We start from the raw sequence: 18250 nt of genomic DNA, 5'->3' as shown, positions 1-18250 counted from the left end.
GCAGGTTCGCTCATGGATCGTACACCGCTGCAATCAGCTGATCAGGAATGTGACTATTTGCACTTCATGAAGCAAGCGCCTGAGCGATCGTGGGCCGCTGGTGCGCGCCCATTCCATTACGTCCATGGCTTCAACAGTACGGTGAGGATTCGCAATGTCGTATGATCCCCGGCTGAATTGGAACAGGTACCCGCCGAACCTCGGCGCTGTGCCTGGGTCGCGTGTGCAGTACACGAGTATCGAAGCGTTCATGCGGGACTACGGCCGGCATCTTGATCGGATCGGTAGTCCGCGCGGTCACTACCTGACGCTTCGCCCGGACGGAATTTCGCCCAATTTTGAGTCTCGCAGTCTTCCGGTCACGTCACTGAAGGACCGATTGCATGTGTACGAACTCGCGGGTTTCCTCCCGGAGGGCTGGATCGTGGAGATCAATGAGGTCGCTCCGTACTTCGGTCGGAACGGGGGGAGCCTGCAGGTTCTCGTGAGGAACGAGAGGGGAGCGGGCGTGCCCGTTGAGCAGTTGGTGGACATCGGGGTGATCGAGTGACCGAACCGTTTCCGTTTCAGTTCACCCCGAGCTTCATCGGTTGGGTCTCCGCCGCGTACTCGGTGCTGGTAAGTGGCGACCGGCTCGTCGTGGCGAACGACGGCGGCGAGATCCGCGACTTCGTCGGAAGGGCGAATCAGCGTTTCGTCCTGACGCATGCCGAACGAGCTGAGGAAGAAGAGTTCACGCTCGACACGGACTCTCTGGACGCCATCGAGCGATACCTCACGGTCCAGATCGGACGAGAGCTACGGGATCAGGCTCAGATGCCTCGCATCCGCATCCCGTTCGCTGCCCAGGATGCAGCCCCGGGCTTCGCGGTGGGAACATTCCGCGACGGTCGGAAAGGTCTGCGTCGCGAAAGCGGCGACACTGTCGACGTGCGCTTTGCTGACACCTACTCCGCGGTGCAGTACTCGTACTACGCCGACGCGGACCTCGGGGACCTGCGGCGATCGCTGGAAACACCCGACGGGGCCCCGCTATTCACGCCGTTCGTCGAGAGGTAGCAGCCGAATTCGGCCGCTGTGCTGTTGAAGCAGATGAAAGACGTGGAGAATGATAGCCGCGACTGATCGAGCTCGTTGATCATCTGCAGATAGGCCCGGGATCGGTGACCGTTCGCATAGAGAAGCTGATGCGCGCGCTTCGCGACGCGCTGCGGGACCGCTTCGGGGGAGCGGGGTCCGAGTTCCGGGTCCAGGAGATGATCGAGGGTGACCGTCCCTGGTCGGCGGTTCGTTTCGTCCTGTACGACTATGGGGTGGTTCAGTTCACTTACGACCGCGGATTGTTCGGGTTGGGCATCGATCAGGGCGGCGTCGGCGTCGGGATACTGGGGTCCGACGAGTTGACGGCGCGCGCTCGATGACCTGCCCACTCTCGTGGACGTGCTGGACGAGCGGGTGCGTCTGCGAATCCCCGACGAGTTCCTGGACTGGTTCGAAACTCGGTGAAGCACGCGAGGCATTCTGATGACTTCGATCGATGAAGCACTGGCGGTAGCTCGTCGAGAGCGGCTGTCGCGCTGGCTTCACCGATGAGCGTGCGGCGGTCGTGGATTCGTCTCGTCGGAAACTCGAGTCGGCGGCAGCCGCGGTCGACGAAGCGCTCGATAGTGCGCGGATGCTGCGCGCGTTGCTGTCCGAGGACTGATGCCGGTTGTGACGAGCATCGTCACCATCGTCCAGAAGCGGTATGCGGATATCGAGTGCGCGGAACAGCGTCCGAGGCAGCGCGGTGGAGCGTTCGGTTAAGTTGGGGGCATGAGCGATGTGAACAGCGTCTCGCCCGCCCGTGTCCGCGACATCGTCGAGGCGTTCCAGGCGGTGGAATGGCCCGCCGACCGCGGCATCCTCGCTCCGTTGGCGGCTCAGCTCGGCTGGACGGTCGACGCGGATGCGGCGCGCGGCGTCGACTTCGGCACCGGGTACGAGATCAGCTCGCCGCGCGCCGAGGCGCTCATCGCCGACGGCGTCGTCGCTCAGGTGAACGTCGACCTCACCGACCGCATTCGAAACGCCGACGCGGCGCAGACGAAAGCCTTCGCCGAGATCGCCCGTCGGCTGCGAGACGACCTCGCGGCGGTGTTGGGCGCCCCGGTCCGCGAGAGGGGCGGGAAGGATGCGCGCTACACGTGGGACCTCGACAACGGCGGGCGCGTCGCCGTCGCGAAGCTCAACCGCGTCGTGCAGCTGATCGTGCTGCAGAAGCGCTACGCCGACATCGAACGCGCAGAAGAGCGCCACGGCATCTCGGACGACCGCGACCCGGGCGCCGACATTCGCTGACCGGCCGGGATTCCCCGCGCCGACGGCGCCGGCTTCGATATGCTCGCGGGGCGAAGGGGGATCGTCATGTCGACAGCGTTCGCGCTCGCGGTCTGCGGGCGTTGCGGCGAGCCCGTCACCGGCGCAAACGATGCGTGCCCGGTATGCAACGGAACCGTCGCGCGCGCGGTGCTGCCGCTGGTCCACGTCGACGCCTTCGCGGCCGGCGCACCCGCGGCTACCGCCGTCCGGCGAGGCAGCGCCCTCGCGATCTCGCTCCTCGCTGTCGCTGTGGCCGGAGCGGTCGTCGCTGGCCTTGCCCTGCCGCTGGGCGTCGGCGCCGCGCTCGCCCTCGGCGTGGCCGCCGCCCTCCTCGTTGGGGCGGCGCAAGCCGTCGGGTGGCTGCGCTCCGGACGAGCTCTCGGCAACATCCTCACCTCGACGCGGACCGTGCGCGCGGCCGACGGCACGCCCCTGGGGTTGCGTCTGCCGGAGCGTCGGGATCCGCACGCTGTCCGCGACCCGCGTCAGGGACCGATCGGCCGGATGACGCAGACGGTGACGATGCGGGTGAGTCCCGGTGCCGATCCCGGAGCCCTGTCGATCCGCGGGGTCGGCAGCCTGCCACCGCGCGTGCCCGCCGCGGTGCTGCGGGAGCGGCTGACACGCTCGGTCGTGCTGACGTTCGACGGACAGCTTCGGATCCCCGTGACGCGCAGCGTCATCCTCGGGCGCAACCCGTCGCCGGCCGCGGACGGCACCGCCGTCGTGGCGCTGCCCGACATGTCGCGCTCGATCTCGAAGTCGCACCTCCGGCTCGACGTCGAGAACGGCCGCGTGTTCGCCCGTGACCTGGGCTCGACCAACGGCACGGAGATGGTGACGGCGTCCGGCATCCGCGAGCTGGCGCCCGACGAGCGCGTCGAGGTTCCCGTCGGCGCGCAGCTGCGCATTGCCGGGGTGCCCCTGCGCATCGACGACGGCTCGACCGGAAGGACCGCATGAGCGACCGCGCGGTGTACCCGCATCCTCTTCTCGACGCTCGAGGCGAGGGTGTGGTCATCACCCGTTCCGAGTCCACGCGCGTCGCGCTCGCACCGGGTCGAGCCGACTTCCTCGTCTCCGCCCGACGCACGCAGCGTCGTCCGATCCTCGTCACGGGCGCGGATGCCGCCGTGAGCGAGCCCCTGCTGCGTCTCCTCCGGGAGACGGGCGGCGCCTGGGGCGTCGAAGACGCCACCGGCGAGACGTGGGACGGTCTGACCGGGCGGCGGCTGTCGCTCGCCGAAGCGGCGTCCCGTCGGTCTCCCGTCGGGCCGGAAGACCTGCATCCCCGATTCCTCGAGCCTGATCCCGCCCCGCAGTCGCTGCGGCTGCGGATCTCGGTCGCACGGCGCCAGCGTGACGCGCTCGAGACGGTCATCGGCGGCGACATCGAGGCGCTGAGCGCCGACCTCACGGGCGAGGCGCCCGCCGGATGGGGGATGCACGAGCCCGCCGGCATCCCGTGGGACAAGACGGCGCTCACGGCCCACGCGCGCGAGAGCGGCGGCACCGCCCGCTACGTCGTCGCCGGGGCGAGCGCCGACGCGCCGCTCATCGGCCAGATCGCGGTGCACCCCACCCGCAAGGGCGTCGAGGAGCTCTCCGATCTCGTCGTATCGGTGGGAGACGAGGACGCTCCGCAGACCTCAGCACGCCTGGAGGCTGCGGCGCGGAGCCTCGAGAACGTGGCGGCCGGGGTGCCGCTGTTCGCTGCGGCGTTCGCCGAGCCCGGACGTGCCGATCTGTTCCGAGCGGCGCGGTTGCCCCGGCCGTCGTGGCCGGTCGCGATCCTGATCGGAGCCCCGGCGATGCGCGCATTCGAGTTGGATGCCGCTGAGCTGGCCGCCGCGCACGGTGGCCGCTTGCTGGGCAAGCGCCGCATCCCGTCGCTGCTGCTCGATTTCGCGACCCTCGACCCGGTGACGTCGTGGTCGCGCCTGCGCGCCTTCGCCGACGCCGTCGGCGAGGAGCGGATGACGGGCGCCTCGCCCGCGCTCGGCCGCATGCTGTTCGGCGGGGGCGCCCGATGACCGATCGCGACAGCCTGCTGCTCGAATCGGTGCGCGTGCACCGGTCGCGACTGTCGTCGGCTCTGGTATTCGGGCCGCCCGAGGCTCGCCGGTCCGTCGGCGACAATATCAAGCGCTTCATCGGCAGTGTCGTCGTCGCCGCGATCGTGTGCGCCGTGTGCGTCGCGGTCTCGTTCGTGACCAGCATCCTCGCGCAGCAGCAACGGGATGCCGAACGGCAGACGTCGTCGCTCGTCGTCATCGATCCGCTGCTCGGGTCCGGTACCGAGGGGGACCACGCATGACCTACACCCGACTCACCGTCATCGGGTCGAGCCGTCGCGCCGATCTCGTCGTCCCGGACGACGAGCCGTTCGCGCTGCTGCTGCCCGATGTCCTCGACCTGCTCGAGGAGTCGACCGAGTACGAAGGCGCTTCGGTGCGGCTGATCCGACGCACCGGTGAGCAGATCGAGCTGGCCGCCACACCCGCCGAGGCGCGGCTGCCGAACGGTGAGGTGCTCCGGGTGGTGCGCGCCGAGGACGCACCGCCGCCGCCCGAGGTCGCCGATGTCACCGATGTCGTGGCCGAGTCGCTGCAGCGTCGCGTCGATCGTTGGGGTGAGACCGCCCGCCGCTGGACGGCGGCCGCCGCTATCGCGATCGTCACCGGCGTTCTCGGCCTCGCCTTGGGTCGTGCCCTGGATGACGCTGCGCCGCTCATGCTCGCCCCGCTCGTGCTCGTCGGAGGGTGGCTGCTCGCGCTCGCCGCTGCTGTCGTCGTCGGGCTGCTGCGGCACCCGTGGGCCCGGATGTGGACCACAGCGGTGGCGGTGGGCCTGAGCGCGCCGCTGGCCGAGCTCGTGCAGCGCGCGACCGGCGGGACGGTACCGGTCCTCCTCGCCGTCGCCGCACTCGTCTGGATCGGCATCGCCGTCGGACTCGGCCTCGCCGCCCGCTCAGCGCCGCCGGCGTGGGGAGGCCTCATCGGTGCGGGGGCCGCCGTGGCGTGGATCGTGCTGCTGCTGACGCCGCTGCCGGCGGCATCCGTTCCCGCCCTGATCGGGCTCGCAGCGATCGTGGGCATCGGACTGCTGCCGACCTTCGCGCTCGGCGCCTCCGGGCTGTCGGCCCTCGACGACGCGGCGATCGGCGGGACTCTTCCCTCTCGCCGAGCCGTGGCCGCATCGCTCGAGGACGCGTACGCCGCACTCGCATGGGCTGGCGTCGCCCTCGCGGTGACGGCCGGGGCCGCGGGCGCGGCACTGGCGGCGTCGGGGGATCTGTACGCGCTGCTTCTGGCGATCGCGATCAGCCTCGTCCTGGCGCTGCGTACCCGCCAGTTCCCGCTCATCGTGCACATCGTGCCGCTGTGGGCGGCAGCGCTCGCGGTGCTGCTCGCCGTGGCGGCATCCCCCCTCGTGCCGCCGCTCGCGGGGGCGGGTCTGCTCGCCGCGATCGCGGTCGGCGCGGTTCTGCTGGCGGGCATCCGACCGCCGGCGCACGTCCGCGTCAGGCTCCGCCGGTGGGGCAACGCCCTCGAACTGCTCGCGGTCGTGGCGACGGTGCCCCTGCTGCTCGGCACGCTGCGGGTGTACCCCGACCTGCTACGGGTGTTCTCGTGATCATCCCCACCGGTACGCGGCTGGGCCCGCCCACGGACGCCCGCTTCCCGCGCGCCGCCGGCACCTGGGGCTGGGGAGAGCGGCAGAGCTTCTTCGTGAACGCCGACCGCCGCATCCGTCGACCGATACCGACGACCCGCCGCATCGCGGTGCTCTCGCTCGTCGGCGGGGCAGGCGCATCCACGATCGCGGCCGGTGTCGCCACGCTGGCCGCACGCCGGCGCGGCGGTCCGGTGCTCGCCGTGGATGCCGCGGGGTCGCGCCACGGCCTCGCCGCTCGGCTCGGACGCCCCGAGTCGGAGCGGGTCACCGCGCTCGATACGGCGGGGGAGCCCCCGGCATCGTTCGCCGACGCGACGCGCGACCTGCCTCGCGACGGCACCCTCTCGTACCTGGGGCTCGGGCACCCGGCATCCGATTCCTGGCCGTCCGACCCGTCGGAGTGGCGAGATGCCGTGGCGCCCATCGCGCGGTTCTTCCCCGTCGTCGTCACCGACTGGGGCAGGCGGCGCGACCTGCGGGTCATCGCGGAGATCGCCCGGTCGTCGCACGCGGTGTGTCTCGTCGCGCCGGCGGATCGCGACGGTGTGGAGAACGCGGCGTCGCTCGCCGCCGCGATCAGTCGCGACGACGCGCGCCCGGACACGGAGATCGTCCTCGTCGACCGGGCCCGTGAAGGTGCAGCTGCCACGCGTGTGAAGCTCCACGGTCTCGACACACCGGTCAGCCGCATCCGCTTCGATGCGTGGCTGGCCGAGGGCTCTGCACCGCGGCGACGAACCCGGCGGTCGCTCCTGGAACTCGGCTCCGTGCTCGTCGGCGGACGCGGCGATGCCGACGAGGGGGACGCATGACCGTCCGCATCGTCCACCGCCCCGCCCGCATCGTCCATCCGCCGGAACCGCTCGAACCGCGCGATGTGGCGGCACCGCCACGTGCGCCCGACGACGCGCGCGGCTTCCCGCTGCAGGTGCTGCTGCCCGTGATCGGCGCGATGTCGTCGGTCGTGATGATCACCGTGCTGCGGACGAACCCGATCATGGTCCTCGTCGCAGCGATGATCTTCATCGTCGCGGTGGTCGGCGGCCTCGGTATGGCGCTGACGCAGCGCGGGCAGGCGGCGCGGCGTCGCCGAGCTCAGCGTGAGAACTTCCTCACCTATCTCGAGGAACGCCGCACGCAGCTGCGCCGCGACGGTGAGGTCGCCCGGCAGCGTGCCGTGCTGGCCGCCCCCGCGCCGGACGCGCTCGCCGACATCGTCCGCGATCCCGCCCGGCTGTGGGAGCGCCGTCGGCGCGACCCCGACTTCCTGCGTCTGCGCGTCGGGCTCGGCGCGGCGGACTGGCACGCCCTGACCCTGCCCGAAGACACGAACCCCGTCGAGCCCTACGACGAGCTGCTCCGAGGGGAACTCGCGCAACTGCTGACCCACTACTCCGTCGTCCGCGACATGCCGATATCCGTCTCGATCGATCGGGTCGGCGACGTCTCGCTCGTCGGGGCTCGGGAGCACACCCTGCCGATCGCGCGTGCTCTGTTCGCGCAGCTCGTGGCGTTCCACGCGCCCGATGACGTCGCTGTCGGCCTGGTGCATGCGCCCGAGCTCGCGGCGGACTGGGATGGCCTCGACCTGGTCGGGCACGTCCAGAGCGCCGACGTCTTCGACGGCCCGTTGCCCGCACGCCGAGTCGCTCCCGATCTCGATCGGCTCTGGGCGCTGCTCAACCCGTGGCTCGTGCAGCGGGCCGACGCGGTCGCCGCCGAGCGACGGACCGGGCGGCGCGGAGCGTCCGAGCGGATGTCGCGCCTGGTGGTGTTCGCCGATCACGGCACCGGCACGGCGCGTTCGACGGCGGCTGCCGAGCGCGAGGCGACGCTGCGCGAGCTCGGAGTGACCGTCATCCACCTCGTCGACGACCGACTGAAAGAGCCGTCGGAGGTGTCGGTGCGCCTCACGGTGACGGCCGACGGCGCGGTCGTCGACGATGTGCGCGAGAACTCGGCGATCTCCGGCATCCGGCCCGATGCCCCGTCGGCCGTCACGGTCTCGGCGCTGGTGCGCGCCCTCGCGCCACTTCGGCTGAGCCGCGCGGACGCGCGCGAGTCCGACGCGGCGGATGCCGTCGGCGTCCTCGAATCGTTCGGCTACGACGAGCTGACGCCGGCCGCGCTCGCCGCCGCGTGGGCGAGCCCGCGACCGGCCGCCACCTTCCTCCGCGTCCCGATCGGCGTCGATGACGCGGGTCGCGCCGTCGACCTCGACCTCAAGGAGTCGGCGCAGCTGGGCATGGGACCGCACGGCATCGCGATCGGTGCGACCGGATCGGGCAAGAGCGAGCTGCTCCGCACCCTGGTGCTGGGCCTGGCGCTGACGCACCCGCCCGACGACATCGCGATGGTCCTCGTCGACTACAAGGGCGGCGCGGCGTTCGCCCCGCTCGAACCGCTGCCGCATGTGGCGGGCGTCATGGACAACCTCGCCGACGACGCGCAGCTGACGCGTCGAGCCCAGACGAGCATCGCGGGGGAGGTGCGGCGACGGCAGGAGCTGCTGCGCGACGCCGGATCGGTGGCGTCGATCTCGGCGTACCGGGCCATGCGTGAACAGCATCCCGACATGGCCCCCATGCCCCACCTGCTCCTCGTCATCGACGAGTTCGGCGAGCTGCTCACCGCCGAACCCGATTTCGTCGACCTGCTGCTGACGATCGGTCGCATCGGTCGCTCGATCGGGGTGCACCTGCTGCTGTCGAGCCAGCGCATCGAGCAGGGCAAGCTCCGCGGTCTCGACACGTACCTGTCGTACCGGATCGGTCTGCGGACCTTCTCGGAGTCGGAGAGCCAGGTCATCCTCGACACGAACGACGCGTACCACCTGCCCGCCATTCCCGGTCACGGCTACCTCAAGGTCGATACCACCGTGTACACGCGATTCCGTGCGGGATATGTGTCCGGACCGCTTCCCGAACCGCGCGAGCCGGCGCCTGAGGAGCGAGCCGTGCCGATGGTGCTTCCGCACTACAACACGATCGAATCGGATGCCGGCGGCTTCTCGGATGCCGACGCCGAGGCGCGCATCGCCGCTCCGGCGCACGCCTCACGGTCACTGCTCGACACCGCGGTCGAGGTGATGCGCGACGCGCGGCGCCCCGTCGCGCCGGTGTGGCTCTCGCCGTTGCCGACGAAGTTCGCGTTCGAACGCGTGCGCACGGCAGCACGGCCGGCGCCCCTGACCGTCCCCATCGGGCTGCTCGACGACCCCAGCCGCCAGCGGCAGGACGCCTGGCTGTTGGACCTGACTCGCGGCGGTGGACACGTGGCGCTCTACGGTGCGCCGCAGACCGGGCGCTCGACCTTCCTGCGCACCCTCGGGTTGAGCCTCGCGCTCACCCACACTCCGGATGAGGTATCGATCTACGGTCTCGACCTCTCGGGAGGCGGGCTCGCCCGCATCGAGCCGTTCCCGCACGTGGGCGGCGTCGCGGGCCGTTCCGACCGTGAGCGCATCGGTCGTCTGCTCGACGAGCTGCTCGCGATGCTGCGGTCGCGCGAGACGGTCTTCCGCGACCGGGGGATCGATGCGCTCTCAGTTCTGCGTGCCCGTCACGCCCGCGGCGAGATCCCCGAGCTGGTCGCGCCCGATGTCGTGCTCCTGGTCGACGGCTTCTCGCAGCTGCGGGGCGAGTTCGAGGAGTTCGAATCACGGCTCGTCGAGATCCTCGCCCGGGGCGGCTCGTTCGGCCTTCACGTCGTGCTCACGATGAACCGGTGGAACGACCTGCCGATCCGCCACCAGTCGCATGTCGGCCAGCGGATCGAGCTGCGCCTGAACGACGCGATGGAGTCGCAAGTGGGACGCAAGGTCGCCGAGACCCTCAAGTCCGCCGGTCCGGGGCGCGGCGTCACCGACGACGGATTGTTCGGGCAGATCGCCCTTCCGGTGCTCACGGTCGTCGACGACGAGGAGATCGGTCCGGAGCTGCAGGACCTGGCGGAACGGTTCGCCGCCAGCTGGAGCGGGCCGGCTGCGGCACCGATCCGTCTCCTGCCCGAGATGCTGACCGCCGCCGAGCTTCCCGACGTGCTCGACGAACCCGACCGCCTGCCCATCGGCGTGCGCCAGGACGACCTCGCCCCCGAGTTCTTCGACCCCCGCCGCGAGCAGCATCTGCTCGTCTTCGGCGACTCGGGGAGCGGAAAGTCGTCCCTCCTGCGGGGCGTGGCCGCGGCCTTCCTCGACCGCTACACGGCGGACGAGATCGTGTTCGCGGTGATGGACGTGCGCGGCACGGTCGCTCCCGTCATCCCCGAGGAGTACCTCGGAGGGCACGCTCCGAACACGCGCAAGGCTCAGGCGCTCGCGGCATCCGTCGCCCACGAGCTCGAACGGCGCAGCGACCCGGAGGCGGCTGCGGTCAAGCCCGGTCCGAGAATCGTGGTGATGGTCGATGACCATCACATCCTGGGTTCCGGCGGAGACGATCCGCTGGCGCCGCTCATCCCGTTCCTCCCGTCGGCGCGGGACCTGCGACTGCATGTCTTTCTGACACGGCCCGTCGCCGGTGCGGCCCGGGCCTCGTTCGATCTCGGTCTGCAGTCGTTGCGCGAGACGGGCGGCACCGGCCTGGTGCTGTCGGGGGAGCGTGCCGAGGGGCCGATCTTCCCGCGCCTGTACGCGGAGCAGATGATCCCCGGGCGGGGACGCATCATCCGGCGCGGCGGTGCACCGACCCTCGTCCATCTCGCCTACACGCCGGCATACGACGAGGAAGGAGCCCGGGATGCCTCGTGAGCTGACGATCATCAGTCGGAGAGCGCCGGCCGTCGCCGACCTGCGCGCGGCAGCTGCTGCCGCGGGGATCGCCGCCGCCACGGTCGTGTGCGCGCGCGACGGTGCGATGGAGATCATCCGCGACGCCGAGGGTCGGCCCGTCCTCACCCTCGGCTACACCCGGCTGATCGCGGTCGCAGCCGAGGTACGGCGCCTCTCGCCCTCGGCCGCGGAAGCGCTGCCCGGCCCGGTGTACTGGACGGAAGCGTGGGCGCGCCTCGACCGCGACGGGGCGACGGCGGGCGCCGTGGCGCTGGCGATCGCCGAGCGATGCGACGGTGTCTGCGTGCGTGCCGATGGGACTCTCGCGTGACCGGCGCAGTGCGCCGGCTCGTCGTGGTCGGGGCCGCGGGCGGTGACGGGGCCTCCACCGTGGCGCGCGTCGCGGCTCACGCAGCGTTCGCGAGCGGACGGGCCGGCGGTGTCCTCACGCGTCCGGACGATCCCGGGCCCGCGCCGACGGAGGGCGGTGTGGCCGGTTCGCACCTCGTCGTCGATGCCGGCCCGCACGGCGCGGACGGCACGGGGCGGCCCGGTGATGTGGCGATCCTCGTCTGCGCGGCCAACACGGGAGCGATCGAACGTGCCCGGGCGCTGATGTCCGCGGAGGGCCAGGGCGGCGGAGGGCGGGTCTTCGCGGCGCTCGTCATCACGGCGCGCTCTCGCGGCGAGCAACGACGTGCTCGCATCCGCCTGCAGCAGGCGGCGTCCGATCCCCGTACGCTCGCCCTCCCGTACGATCCGGAACTGCGGTTCGGGCGGAGTTCCCGGGAGCCGGCCACCGTGAGCGTGGGCCGGCAGTTGGCCGCCTTGCTGAACGGCTCGACGCTGCGGGCCACCGGAGGATGATTGGCACGCAGGAGGCGTGGATATCCTGATCGGATGAACCGTCGAACCCTCGATCAGTCATCGAAGCTCAAGGACGTCCTGTACGAGATTCGCGGCAGCGCCTTGGCCGAGGCCGACCGACTCGAGGCCGACGGACATCGGGTGCTCAAGCTCAACACCGGCAACCCCGCGATCTTCGGGTTCGAGGCGCCCTTCCAGATCGTGCGCGACATGATCGAATCGGTGCCGAACGCGCACGGCTACAGCGACAGCCGCGGCATCCTCTCCGCACGGCGCGCCGTCGTGTCGCGTTACGAGGAGGTTCCGGGGTTCCCGCACGTCGACCCCGACGACGTCTACCTCGGAAACGGCGTCTCCGAGCTGATCACGATGACGATGCAGGCCCTCCTCGACGAGGGCGACGAGGTGCTGATCCCCGCGCCCGACTATCCGCTGTGGACGGCGATGACGAGCCTCGGCGGCGGCAAGCCCGTTCACTACCTGTGCGATGCGACGCAGGGCTGGGAGCCCGACCTCGAAGACGTCCGCTCGAAGGTGACGCCGCAGACGAAGGCCATCGTCGTCATCAACCCGAACAATCCCACGGGCGCGGTGTACAGCCGCGAGGTTCTCGAGGGCATCGTGCAGATCGCCCGCGAGAACTCGCTCCTCCTGCTCTCGGACGAGATCTACGACCGGATCCTCTACGACGAGGCGACCCACATCCCGCTGGCGACCCTCGCGCCCGACCTCCTCTGCCTGACGTTCAACGGGCTCTCCAAGACGTACCGCGTCGCGGGGTACCGCTCGGGCTGGCTCGTCATCACGGGGCCGAAGGCGCATGCGAGGGGCTTCCTCGAGGGCATCCAGCTGCTCGCCTCGACGCGCCTGTGCCCGAACGTGCCAGCGCAGTTCGCGGTGCAGGCAGCGCTGTCGGGCGTGCAGTCGATCGAAGCGCTGATCGCGCCGACGGGGCGGCTGCACGAACAGCGGGATGCCGCGTGGCAGGGGCTCGAGAGCATCCCGGGCGTGACGTGCCACAAGCCCGAGGGTGCGCTGTACGCCTTCCCGCGCCTCGACCCCGAGGTCTACGACATCCACGACGACGGCAAGCTCGTCTACGACTTCCTCGTCGCCGAGCACGTGCTGCTGGTGCAGGGAACCGGCTTCAACTGGCCGGATCCGGATCACCTGCGCATCGTCACGCTGCCCGAGGCCCGCGTGCTGACCGAGGCGATCGAGCGGCTGGGCAACTTCCTGTCGTCGTACAAGCAGTAGGGGCCGGTCACAGCAGGGCGAGCGAGGTCGCCCGCCATCGGCCGTCGAGGCCCTCGAGCCGGAGCGCCACCGCGCGCGTCCGGTGCGGGGTGGTGACGACCACCGTTCCTTCGACGACACCGTCGGCCGGTTCGCACATCCGGACCCTGACGATCGAGTAGACCGGTCGTGCCGGGGCGATCTGCCGGGCGCTGCGTGCGCGCGCCGCGAGGTTCGCGCGCGTCACCAGCACCCGGAAGGCATCCTCGCTCAGCCACCGGGCGAGCTGCTCGACCTCGCGGACTCCGGCGAGAACCTCGAGGACACCGCGGGTCAGGTTGCGCACCAACGGCTCGGGATCCGGGAGGTCGGCCGTCGACGTCGGTTGCGCGGCGAAGTACTCTGCGATGTCGAGCGAGGACCCGATGCGGGGGTAGCGGCGGGGTTCACCAGCGCTCATCGACGTCATCGCGCGCACCTCCTTCCATCGGCTCTGTCAACGCCGATGAGTACAGCACACTGCCGAATCCGGCCGGATGAGAATCCTCCAACCTGTGGACAGGGCGCCCGGGGCAGGGGCACGGTCGATAACCTCGCGGGGTGCGATGGCAGCGGTTCTTCGAAGATCTCGAACACCAGCTCGACTCCGAGTGGGAGGCCGAGCGTGCCGCGCTCGACACCGAGGCCGAGCGCTTGCGCCTCTCGCGGCTCACGCTCCGCGAGCGCCTCGTGGAGCTGGTCGGCGCCGAGATCGCGATCGACGTGATCGCCGCGGATGCCGTTCGGGGGCGCCTGACCGGCGTCGGTTCGGACTGGATCGGCCTCGAGAGCACCGCCGGCCCCCGCGCCGCGGTGGTTCCCCTCGACGCCGCGGCCTCGATCGCCGCTGCAGAACCCGACCTGCTCCGCAGCGCTCGCCCCACCCGGAGCCGGCCGGCGCTCGCCGAACGCATGACCCTCGGTTTCGTGCTCCGCGATCTCGCGCGTCGTCGCGTCGGCGTCCGCATCGTGGTGGCCGGGGGCACGAGCTGGACGGGCACGATCGACCGTGCGGGCGCGGACCACGTCGATCTCGCGCTCCACGACGCGGGGGAGCCCCGGCGCGCGAGCGCCGTCACGGGGCATCGGATGATCGGCTATCGGGCCCTGCGGACCGTGCACCTCGACGGTTCGGTGGGGTGAGGGATCACTCCGACCGTCGCTGCCGCCCCCAGAGCTCCGGGAAGCTGGCGACCTGCGATTGCTGCCACAGCGCGGCGCGACGAGCATCCTCGACCTGAGCGTCGAGGTAATCTTCGACGCTCGCCGATTCGATGCGCCAGCGGGAAGGCGTTCCCACCTTCGCCCCGACGAGGCGGCCTTCGTGGACGAGCGCGATCACCTCATCGACCTCGATCTGCAGCATCTCGGCGACCTGGGACGGGGTCAGGAAGCGCGCGCTGTCGGGGGTGGCGGGCATGCCTCCATTATCCGCGGGCGCTCGTTCCCCTGCCCCGCCCTTGACACCCCTGTGGACAACGGCAGACGTCGTCCCGTCCGCTCGCCCACGATGGGGGAATGGCCGTAGCACGCACCTCCCTCCGCAGCCGCATCCGTCGGGCCGACGCACGCGTCATCATCGGCATCGTTCTCGTGCTGGTCTCCATCGCAGGCGTCTGGTCCGTCGTGTCAGCGGCGCGGCAGACGTCGACCGTTCTCAGCGCGGCCCGGACGATCGTCGTCGGCGAACCGGTCGACGCCGCGGATCTGCGGGTCGTCGAGGTGGTGCTGGGGCCGGCAGACGATCTCTACGCGGCGCCGGGGACGCTCGAGCCGGGCGGCGTCGCGTCGCGGACGATACCCGCCGGTGAGCTGGTGCCGCGGGACGCGGTGGCGCCTCCCGCGGAGGTGGACGCCACGACGGTCGTCGTGCAGACGACGAATGCCGTGCCCGGTTCGGTGACGGCGGGTACCCGCGTCGAGGTCTGGAGCGCCCCTCAGCGCGAACGCGGCGTGTTCGCCGACCCCCGCATCCTCGTCCCGGACGCGACGGTGCGAGCGCTGCAGAGCAGCGAAGGGCTCGTCGCGCAGCAGCGCTCCGCTGCGGTCGAGCTGGTGGTCCCGCATGATGACGTCGCCGCCCTGCTCGCCGCGATCGGCGCGGGGGATGCCGTCTCCGTGATCCCCGCCACAGGCGGCGGACGCTGATGCGCGTCGTGGTGGCGATCCCGGACCACGCGCCGTTCGTCGAGCGACTGCGCGCGGGCGGCCTCACGGACGTGGCGGTGCTGGCCGCCGACGACGTGGCCTCCGCGGCGCGCGACCTCTCGGGCGCCGGGGCGGTCAGCGGGACGGACCATCGACCGGGCGCGGCGGACACCGTGGCTGGTGCCGACGTGCTGATCCTCGCCGCATCCCGCTCGTGGCTCACGCGAGAGGTCGTGGAGCTGTGCGACCGAACGACGACCCGGATCGTCGCCTGGGCGCGAGGTCCCGCCGAGCGCCGCGCCGCGGAGATCCTCGGGATCGCGGTCGTCGATGCGGGGACGGATGCTCTGGATGCCGTGACCGCGGTCCCTGCCGCGGGGCAGGCCGGCCCGTCGCGCGGTCGCGTGATCGTGGTGTGGGGTGCGTCCGGCGCCCCGGGGCGGACGACGCTGGCGATCGAGCTCGCTCGCGAGACGGCACGCGACGGTCGCCGCGTCGCGCTCGCCGATGCCGACACGCACGCGCCCGCGATCGCCATCGCGCTCGGCATACCCGACGAGGGACCCGGCCTCGCGGCCGCGTGCCGTCGGGCGTCGCGGGGAGAGCTGACGCCCGGCGAGTTGACGCGCATCGCCGAGCCTGCCGGCGCCGTCGAGGTGCTCGCCGGGATCAACCGCCCGACACGGTGGCCGGAACTCGGGCTCGACCGGGTGGCCCGGGTGCTCGAGACGTGCCGTGACTGGGTCGATGACGTCTTCGTCGATGTCTCCGCTTCGCTCGAGCGCGACGAGGAGATCGTGAGCGATCTCGACGGACCTCGCCGTAACGGGGCCACGCTCGCCGCGTTCGAAGCGGCCGACGCGGTCGTTGCCGTCGCTGCCGCCGACCCGGTGGGGCTCTCGCGCTTCCTGCGGGTGTATCCGGATCTGCGGTCGATCGTGGGCGCGGTGCCCGTGCACGTCGTGGTCAACAAGCTCCGCGGGGGCCCGCTCGGGATCGACCCGCGAAGTCAGATCCGTCGCAGCTTCGAGCGCTACGCGGGGATCGAGCGATGCTGGTTCGTCCCCTGGGATCCGCGCGCCACCGACGCCGCGCTCCTCGCGGCCCGGCCCGTCGGCGAAGGCAACGGGCGGGGATCGATCCCGGCTGCCGTTCGCCGCTTCGTCGGCGAGGTGATCTCACCACCCGTGCGCCCGGCCGCGGAGGCCCGTCGACGGCGGCGTGTGACGGCACGCGCCGCGGCGGCAGGGTCGGCCCCCTAGTCTGGGATGGTGTCGACCCTCAGCGATCTCGTCCATGCTCAAGGACTGTCCACCGACGCCGATGTCGAGTGGCTCCACCGCCTCGCCGGTGACGGTCAGCTGTTGGCCGATCTCGCGTTCGCGGACATCGTCATCTGGGTGCCCACGGCAGACGACTCGTTCATCGCGGTCGCGCACACCCGGCCGGGGGGAGCGGCGACGCTGTTCTACCGTGACATCGTCGGCGATCGGGTGCGGCCGCAGTGGCGCACGCAGGTGAAGGACGCCTTCACCCAGGCGCGCATCGTCGACTCCGCCTCGCCTGACTGGTTCGAAGAGACCCCCACGCGCGTGCGAGCGGTGCCCATCGTCCGGGAACGGGCGGCCGAGGGCCGCCCCGCGCACGTCGTCGGCGTGCTCACGCGGCATACGAACCTCGGTGAGGCGCGGACGCCGTCGCGTCAGCAGATCACGTTCAACGACTGCGCCGACGACCTGTTCGGCATGGTCGCCTCGTCCGATTTCCCCGACCTCAACGCTCCCACCGCCCCGCGTCGCGGTGCCCCGCGCGCGTCCGACGGACTCATCCGCCTCGACGTCGACGGCATGACGACCTTCGCGAGCCCGAACGCGCTGTCGGCCTTCAATCGGCTGGGCTTCGAGGACGAGCTCGAGGGGGAGCCCCTCATCGAGGTCGCGACGGCCATCCTCCCCAGCAAGCGCGAGTTCGACGAGTCGCTGCCGATCGTGATGGCCGGCCGTGCACCGTGGCGCGCGGACATCGAGGCGCGCGGAGTGACCGTCTCGCTGCGGACCATCCCGCTGCGCGATCACGGGACCCGCATCGGTGCGATCGTCCTGTGCCGTGACGTCAGCGAGATCCGCCACCAGGAGCAGGAGCTCATCACCAAGGACGCGACGATCCGCGAGATCCACCACCGGGTGAAGAACAACCTGCAGACCGTCGCGTCGTTGCTGCGCATCCAGGCCCGCCGGACGCATTCGGAGGAGGCGCGCGACGCGCTGACACAGGCCATGCGTCGCGTCTCGGCCATCGCCGTCGTGCACGACACCCTCTCGGAGGGGCTCGCGCAGAACGTCGATTTCGACGAGGTCTTCGCACGGGTGCTCAAGCTCGTGGCCGAAGTGGCCGCAGCCCCCAACACCCGCGCCCGGACCCGGTCGACCGGCCGCTTCGGGACCCTGCCCAGCGAGTACGCCACGCCTCTCGCTCTTGCGCTCACCGAGCTCGTGACGAACGCCGTCGAGCACGGGCTCGCCGGCACCGAGGGCGACGTCGAGATCGTCGCGGAACGTTCGGCGGAGCGCCTCGAGGTCAAGGTGCGCGACTCGGGGAGCGGGCTGCCGGAGGGTCAGGTCGGGCGGGGCCTCGGAACGCAGATCGTTCGAACGCTGATCCAGGGTGAGCTCAGCGGGACGATCGACTGGCATACGCTCGTCGGGAGCGGCACCGAGGTGACCATCGACATCCCGCTGCGTTACATCGAACGCGACGCGAGCTGAGCGCGGCGGTCGGTCTGGCCGGCCGCGGTGCTTCGGCGCCGCATCAGCGACGCCGAGCGCGGAGAGTGCCTCAGGAGGCGCGGCGTGCGCGTGCGGCGCGGCGCTTCAGTGCGCGGCGCTCGTCCTCGGAGAGGCCTCCCCAGACGCCCGAGTCCTGGCCGGTCTCGAGGGCGTACTGCAGGCAGATCTCCGTGACGGTGCAACGGGCGCAGACGGCCTTCGCCTTCTCGATCTGGTCGACGGCGGGGCCCGTGTTGCCCACGGGGAAGAAGAGTTCGGGGTCGACGGTCAGGCAGGCAGACTTATCGCGCCAATCCATGTGGTGCTCCTTGGGGTGGTGATTCTGTCAGGCCGGACTCGGGTAGTCCGGTACCCTGGTTAAGTG

20 protein-coding genes are annotated in these 18250 nt (G+C 71.1%); 17 read left to right on the top strand and 3 right to left on the bottom strand.

What is annotated here, in order from left to right; translation table 11 throughout:
* Window positions 1-154 precede the first annotated feature (154 nt).
* From CI089_RS02505 to CI089_RS02445, 13 genes are all read left to right on the top strand, one after another.
* Window positions 155-550, top strand: coding sequence for a TNT domain-containing protein (locus CI089_RS02505; RefSeq protein WP_094260112.1), 396 nt, complete (start codon window positions 155-157; stop codon window positions 548-550).
* On the top strand, window positions 547-1059 hold the full coding sequence (locus CI089_RS02500; protein ID WP_094260111.1) for an Imm61 family immunity protein: 513 nt from the start codon (window positions 547-549) through the stop codon (window positions 1057-1059). The genes CI089_RS02505 and CI089_RS02500 overlap by 4 nt, the downstream gene beginning before the upstream one ends.
* 104 nt (window positions 1060-1163) lie before the next feature.
* Window positions 1164-1421: a hypothetical protein gene (locus tag CI089_RS02495; RefSeq protein ID WP_094260110.1), complete on the top strand. Its 258-nt coding sequence runs from the start codon at window positions 1164-1166 to the stop codon at window positions 1419-1421.
* Window positions 1422-1815: 394 nt separating this feature from the next.
* A complete protein-coding gene (locus tag CI089_RS02490; protein ID WP_094260109.1) occupies window positions 1816-2340 on the top strand; it encodes a DUF6301 family protein in 525 nt (174 codons plus the stop codon).
* 66 nt (window positions 2341-2406) lie between these two features.
* Complete coding sequence (locus tag CI089_RS02485) at window positions 2407-3324, top strand: FHA domain-containing protein (protein ID WP_094260108.1); 918 nt, start codon at window positions 2407-2409, stop codon at window positions 3322-3324.
* Complete coding sequence (locus CI089_RS02480) at window positions 3321-4394, top strand: DUF6177 family protein (RefSeq protein WP_094260107.1); 1074 nt, start codon at window positions 3321-3323, stop codon at window positions 4392-4394. Before CI089_RS02485 ends, CI089_RS02480 begins: the two co-directional genes overlap by 4 nt.
* The gene (locus tag CI089_RS02475) at window positions 4391-4678 is read left to right on the top strand and encodes a hypothetical protein (protein ID WP_094260106.1); all 288 of its coding nucleotides are present in this window, start codon (window positions 4391-4393) and stop codon (window positions 4676-4678) included. Before CI089_RS02480 ends, CI089_RS02475 begins: the two co-directional genes overlap by 4 nt.
* Window positions 4675-5997 carry an EsaB/YukD family protein gene (locus CI089_RS02470; RefSeq protein WP_094260105.1) on the top strand — a complete coding sequence of 441 codons (1323 nt, stop codon included), beginning with the start codon at window positions 4675-4677 and terminating at the stop codon, window positions 5995-5997. Before CI089_RS02475 ends, CI089_RS02470 begins: the two co-directional genes overlap by 4 nt.
* Window positions 5994-6851, top strand: coding sequence for a hypothetical protein (locus CI089_RS02465; RefSeq protein ID WP_094260104.1), 858 nt, complete (start codon window positions 5994-5996; stop codon window positions 6849-6851). The genes CI089_RS02470 and CI089_RS02465 overlap by 4 nt, the downstream gene beginning before the upstream one ends.
* Window positions 6848-10789 (top strand): type VII secretion protein EccCa, encoded by a 3942-nt coding sequence (gene eccCa, locus CI089_RS02460; RefSeq protein ID WP_094260103.1) that lies wholly within the window; start codon window positions 6848-6850, stop codon window positions 10787-10789. The genes CI089_RS02465 and eccCa overlap by 4 nt, the downstream gene beginning before the upstream one ends.
* Entirely contained in the window at window positions 10779-11141 is a 363-nt protein-coding gene (locus CI089_RS16345) for a hypothetical protein (protein WP_094260102.1), read from the top strand. The genes eccCa and CI089_RS16345 overlap by 11 nt, the downstream gene beginning before the upstream one ends.
* On the top strand, window positions 11138-11677 hold the full coding sequence (locus CI089_RS02450) for a hypothetical protein (protein WP_094260101.1): 540 nt from the start codon (window positions 11138-11140) through the stop codon (window positions 11675-11677). Before CI089_RS16345 ends, CI089_RS02450 begins: the two co-directional genes overlap by 4 nt.
* Before the next feature lie 33 nt (window positions 11678-11710).
* Window positions 11711-12934, top strand: coding sequence for a pyridoxal phosphate-dependent aminotransferase (locus CI089_RS02445; protein WP_094260100.1), 1224 nt, complete (start codon window positions 11711-11713; stop codon window positions 12932-12934).
* Window positions 12935-12941: 7 nt separating this feature from the next.
* Here the strand turns inward: CI089_RS02445 and CI089_RS02440 are convergent, their stop codons facing one another.
* A complete protein-coding gene (locus CI089_RS02440; RefSeq protein ID WP_370877343.1) occupies window positions 12942-13373 on the bottom strand; it encodes an Rv3235 family protein in 432 nt (143 codons plus the stop codon).
* A 140-nt stretch (window positions 13374-13513) separates the two neighbouring features.
* Between CI089_RS02440 and CI089_RS02435 the strand changes: the two genes are divergently transcribed.
* Window positions 13514-14095, top strand: a complete 582-nt coding sequence (locus CI089_RS02435; RefSeq protein WP_094260098.1) for a hypothetical protein — start codon at window positions 13514-13516, stop codon at window positions 14093-14095.
* 4 nt (window positions 14096-14099) lie between these two features.
* On the opposite strand, the gene CI089_RS02430 is transcribed toward CI089_RS02435, so the two are convergent.
* Window positions 14100-14372: a helix-turn-helix domain-containing protein gene (locus CI089_RS02430; protein WP_094260097.1), complete on the bottom strand. Its 273-nt coding sequence runs from the start codon at window positions 14370-14372 to the stop codon at window positions 14100-14102.
* A gap of 98 nt (window positions 14373-14470) precedes the next feature.
* On the opposite strand from CI089_RS02430, the gene CI089_RS02425 reads away from it, so the two are divergent.
* Genes CI089_RS02425 through CI089_RS02415 form a run of 3 tightly spaced genes read left to right on the top strand, consistent with a single transcriptional unit; the run spans window position 14471 to window position 17865 of the window.
* Entirely contained in the window at window positions 14471-15100 is a 630-nt protein-coding gene (locus CI089_RS02425; RefSeq protein WP_094260096.1) for an SAF domain-containing protein, read from the top strand.
* Window positions 15100-16362 (top strand): nucleotide-binding protein, encoded by a 1263-nt coding sequence (locus CI089_RS02420; protein ID WP_094260095.1) that lies wholly within the window; start codon window positions 15100-15102, stop codon window positions 16360-16362. Before CI089_RS02425 ends, CI089_RS02420 begins: the two co-directional genes overlap by 1 nt.
* Before the next feature lie 9 nt (window positions 16363-16371).
* Complete coding sequence (locus CI089_RS02415; protein WP_036305931.1) at window positions 16372-17865, top strand: sensor histidine kinase; 1494 nt, start codon at window positions 16372-16374, stop codon at window positions 17863-17865.
* A 70-nt stretch (window positions 17866-17935) separates the two neighbouring features.
* Here CI089_RS02415 and CI089_RS02410 read toward each other — a convergent pair whose 3' ends face one another.
* Window positions 17936-18184 carry a WhiB family transcriptional regulator gene (locus tag CI089_RS02410; RefSeq protein ID WP_023955350.1) on the bottom strand — a complete coding sequence of 83 codons (249 nt, stop codon included), beginning with the start codon at window positions 18182-18184 and terminating at the stop codon, window positions 17936-17938.
* Window positions 18185-18250: the final 66 nt, after the last annotated feature.

Source organism: Microbacterium sp. Yaish 1 (assembly GCF_002245215.1).
Classification (GTDB): Bacteria; Actinomycetota; Actinomycetes; order Actinomycetales; family Microbacteriaceae; genus Microbacterium.
Note: the sequence above shows the minus strand (reverse complement) of the source record. Positions and strands in the feature narration are given on the sequence as shown.

What these genes read in the sequence shown, in the direction of transcription:
- CI089_RS02505 (WP_094260112.1), top strand. Translation starts at nt 155, where the DNA reads ATGTCGTATGATCCCCGGCTGAATTGGAACAGGTACCCGCCGAACCTC.
- CI089_RS02490 (WP_094260109.1), top strand. Translation starts at nt 1,816, where the DNA reads ATGAGCGATGTGAACAGCGTCTCGCCCGCCCGTGTCCGCGACATCGTC.
- CI089_RS02485 (WP_094260108.1), top strand. Translation starts at nt 2,407, where the DNA reads ATGTCGACAGCGTTCGCGCTCGCGGTCTGCGGGCGTTGCGGCGAGCCC.
- CI089_RS02480 (WP_094260107.1), top strand. Translation starts at nt 3,321, where the DNA reads ATGAGCGACCGCGCGGTGTACCCGCATCCTCTTCTCGACGCTCGAGGC.
- CI089_RS02475 (WP_094260106.1), top strand. Translation starts at nt 4,391, where the DNA reads ATGACCGATCGCGACAGCCTGCTGCTCGAATCGGTGCGCGTGCACCGG.
- CI089_RS02470 (WP_094260105.1), top strand. Translation starts at nt 4,675, where the DNA reads ATGACCTACACCCGACTCACCGTCATCGGGTCGAGCCGTCGCGCCGAT.
- eccCa (WP_094260103.1), top strand. Translation starts at nt 6,848, where the DNA reads ATGACCGTCCGCATCGTCCACCGCCCCGCCCGCATCGTCCATCCGCCG.
- CI089_RS16345 (WP_094260102.1), top strand. Translation starts at nt 10,779, where the DNA reads ATGCCTCGTGAGCTGACGATCATCAGTCGGAGAGCGCCGGCCGTCGCC.
- CI089_RS02445 (WP_094260100.1), top strand. Translation starts at nt 11,711, where the DNA reads ATGAACCGTCGAACCCTCGATCAGTCATCGAAGCTCAAGGACGTCCTG.
- CI089_RS02440 (WP_370877343.1), bottom strand. Translation starts at nt 13,373, where the DNA reads ATGAGCGCTGGTGAACCCCGCCGCTACCCCCGCATCGGGTCCTCGCTC.
- CI089_RS02430 (WP_094260097.1), bottom strand. Translation starts at nt 14,372, where the DNA reads ATGCCCGCCACCCCCGACAGCGCGCGCTTCCTGACCCCGTCCCAGGTC.
- CI089_RS02425 (WP_094260096.1), top strand. Translation starts at nt 14,471, where the DNA reads ATGGCCGTAGCACGCACCTCCCTCCGCAGCCGCATCCGTCGGGCCGAC.
- CI089_RS02420 (WP_094260095.1), top strand. Translation starts at nt 15,100, where the DNA reads ATGCGCGTCGTGGTGGCGATCCCGGACCACGCGCCGTTCGTCGAGCGA.
- CI089_RS02410 (WP_023955350.1), bottom strand. Translation starts at nt 18,184, where the DNA reads ATGGATTGGCGCGATAAGTCTGCCTGCCTGACCGTCGACCCCGAACTC.